The organism is Wolbachia endosymbiont of Drosophila leontia (assembly GCF_028981785.1).
Lineage (GTDB): Bacteria > Pseudomonadota > Alphaproteobacteria > Rickettsiales > Anaplasmataceae > Wolbachia > Wolbachia pipientis.
In genome coordinates this window covers 1-2,568 of sequence record NZ_JAPQLK010000172.1, presented here as the reverse complement: position 1 = coordinate 2,568, position 2,568 = coordinate 1, and the positions used below count along the sequence as shown (strand labels likewise).

The 2,568-nt window shown below is 36.4% G+C and carries 4 protein-coding genes and 1 pseudogene; 4 read left to right on the top strand and 1 reads right to left on the bottom strand.

What is annotated here, in order from left to right; translation table 11 throughout:
• Positions 1 to 160: 160 nt before the first annotated feature.
• The 4 genes from OZD63_RS05820 (at position 161) to fmt (ending at position 2,207) form a co-directional block, all read left to right on the top strand.
• Positions 161 to 604, top strand: coding sequence for a PAS domain-containing protein (locus OZD63_RS05820; protein ID WP_010962890.1), 444 nt, complete (start codon positions 161 to 163; stop codon positions 602 to 604).
• A 98-nt stretch (positions 605 to 702) separates the two neighbouring features.
• Positions 703 to 909 (top strand): 50S ribosomal protein L35, encoded by a 207-nt coding sequence (gene rpmI, locus OZD63_RS05815; protein ID WP_007548610.1) that lies wholly within the window; start codon positions 703 to 705, stop codon positions 907 to 909.
• 20 nt (positions 910 to 929) lie between these two features.
• On the top strand, positions 930 to 1,295 hold the full coding sequence (gene rplT, locus OZD63_RS05810) for a 50S ribosomal protein L20 (protein ID WP_274979580.1): 366 nt from the start codon (positions 930 to 932) through the stop codon (positions 1,293 to 1,295).
• Between the two features lie 12 nt (positions 1,296 to 1,307).
• Entirely contained in the window at positions 1,308 to 2,207 is a 900-nt protein-coding gene (fmt, locus tag OZD63_RS05805) for a methionyl-tRNA formyltransferase (RefSeq protein WP_274979581.1), read from the top strand.
• Positions 2,208 to 2,294: 87 nt separating this feature from the next.
• On the opposite strand, the pseudogene OZD63_RS06325 reads toward fmt, so the two are convergent.
• A pseudogene (locus OZD63_RS06325) lies at positions 2,295 to 2,441 on the bottom strand (WPE palindromic element domain-containing protein); the annotation flags it as partial.
• Positions 2,442 to 2,568 lie beyond the last annotated feature (127 nt).

Below are 2,568 nucleotides of genomic sequence, written 5' to 3'. Positions count from 1 at the left end.
CCAGCTTGCAAATGATTGTCCTTTCCTTCATTTCTCTCCTATTACGAAGATTTTAAACAGGTTCTCAGAACTTCTAGTAACATGCACCTTGTGGTAAGAAAAAATCAATATATTCACGATAAATTTACCTCATATCTGTGTTTTATATGTGGAAATTGGAATGGAAATTTATGTAGGCAAAGAAAAAAGAATAGCAAATGTGGTGACTCAACACTGGAATGACATAAAAGGATCAGACAGAGATTGGCCAGAAAGGCATGAAATAGACACTGCAGAAATAATGGAATCATGGCAGCATTGTTTTGTCATTGAAGTCAAGGATCAAGGTTATATTTGTGAAAATGCAGGAGAAAAGGCTGTTGAATTCTATGGTTTTGAGAAAAAGACGCGCATTGATAATAAGTATGCAATTGATGCACCATTTTTGCGACTATATAAAATAGATGCAGTTATTGATAAACTTGATACTGTAATAGAGAGTAAATGCCCGATCAATGAAGAGGAAGAAAGTGAAAGTGTTAAAATGAGGCAAGTATTGTTGCCACTTGGGAATAAAGAAGGTATAACACACATATTGGGCGTAATTACTTTTAAACTCCTTTAATATACAATTTTAATTTGATTCTTTAATAAAATTATTTATACTAATGCTTAATTACTATTAAAGAACTCAATAGTAGTGCTTGTAAATTTATTTGGAATATGAAGAAAATAAAATTAAAAACTAAATCTTCTGTGAAAAAGCGCTTTCACCTTACAGCTAAGGGTAAAGTTATTTCTACTCAGTCAGGCAAAAGGCATGGCATGGTAAAGAGAAGTAAATCTAATATTCGTAATCAGCGCGGTACAACGATTCTTGGTAAATCTGACTCGCGTATAGTTAAGCTTCATATGCCTTACGGTATTTAACAAAATGGAGGTAAAATAAAATGGCTCGGGTAAAACGTGGAGTCACTACTCACGCTCGTCATAAAAAAATATTGAAACTAGCAAAGGGTTATAGAGGGCGCGCAAAAAGTTGTTATAGAATTGCATTACAAAGAGTTGAAAAAGCACTGCAATATGCTTATAGAGACAGAAGAACCCGTAAACGTGATTTCCGTAGCTTATGGATAATGCGTATTAATGCAGCAGCAAGAGAGCATGGGCTTACTTATGGTAGGTTTATGCGTGGTCTTACACTTGCCGGCATTGATTTAAATAGAAAAATTCTTGCTGAGATGGCAGTTAATTATAAGGATGATTTTGCCAAATTAGTAGAAACTGTAAGTGGTAAATTAGCGGAGAATTCTTAAAGCAAAAACACCATGAGAATTATTTTCATGGGATCACCAGGATTTGCTGTTAATTCTCTGGGCTTGTTACTGAAATCAAAGAGCGAAGTGGTGACAGTATACACCAAGGCTCCAAAACCTTCGGGGCGTGGACAGAAGCCAATGAAATCTCCAGTACATGTTATCGCTGAAGAAAGTAACATAGAGGTATGTACTCCTATCTCTCTAAAGTTCTCGGCAGAGCAAGAAAAATTTAGAAATTTCAAGCCAGACGTTGCGGTTGTTGCCGCGTATGGATTGATACTTCCAAGAGAAATTTTGAATATTCCAGAATATGGTTGTATTAATATTCATCCTTCACTACTACCAAGGTGGCGTGGTGCAGCCCCGATACAGCACACAATTTTAGCAGGAGATCAAGAAACCGGGGTTAGCATTATGCAATTGGATGAAGGATTAGATTCCGGCCCTATTTTAAAACAGGAAAAATTTCTTATCGAAAAGAACGATAATTACAAGACATTGCATGATAAATTATCTAAGCTAGGCAGTGATTTACTGCTGAAAGTGCTAAACGAAATTGAAAAACAGCTTCCCTTAAAACAGAACGATAACAATGCATGTTACGCTGACAAAGTGGAAGACTATAAAATTTATGCAAGTGATGCCTGTGAAGTTGCTTATAGAAAGGTTAAAGCGTTTTACCCAAAAGCATTCATTAAGATAGAAAATAAACGTATCAGGATACTTGATGCTGACTTTGAAGCTCTCGCTTCAGAACAAGGTAAGATTGTTAACGATAATATGCACATAAGTTTAAAAGGTGGCACTTTAATTCCTAAAGTTGTACAAATGGAAGGGAGAAATCCTTGCAGTATTGAAGATTTTATTCGTGGCTTGAAATCAAGCATGGTAAAAAAATTTATAGAATAGACTACTTTGAAGGGAAGGTTAGGAGGGCTAAAGCAACTTCTACAATTTGGTATTCCGCTGCTTGTTAGCGGAATCTACAACAAGATACCGCGTTTTGGTGTACGAACATTGCAATTTGCAGGCAATTTGAGTAGTAGATGGTGTCATTCCAGTCTGGAATCCAGTTTCTATTGTACAGCACCTGGTGTGCTCATTTAAAGTGAAGTTTTCTGGATCCCAGTGTCTGGGCACTGGGATGACATCTTTCTTGGTCTCTTGTATCACAATGTTCGTACAGTTGTGGATACCGTGGGGCTTTGTTGCATAGCAACTGAAAAAATCTGGTGGCTGCTGACAAAATTCATTATAAAATAGCCATCTA

Coding starts and splice junctions, on each gene's coding strand:
- OZD63_RS05820 (WP_010962890.1), top strand. CDS start 161: ATGGAAATTTATGTAGGCAAAGAAAAAAGAATAGCAAATGTGGTGACT.
- rpmI (WP_007548610.1), top strand. CDS start 703: ATGAAGAAAATAAAATTAAAAACTAAATCTTCTGTGAAAAAGCGCTTT.
- rplT (WP_274979580.1), top strand. CDS start 930: ATGGCTCGGGTAAAACGTGGAGTCACTACTCACGCTCGTCATAAAAAA.
- fmt (WP_274979581.1), top strand. CDS start 1,308: ATGAGAATTATTTTCATGGGATCACCAGGATTTGCTGTTAATTCTCTG.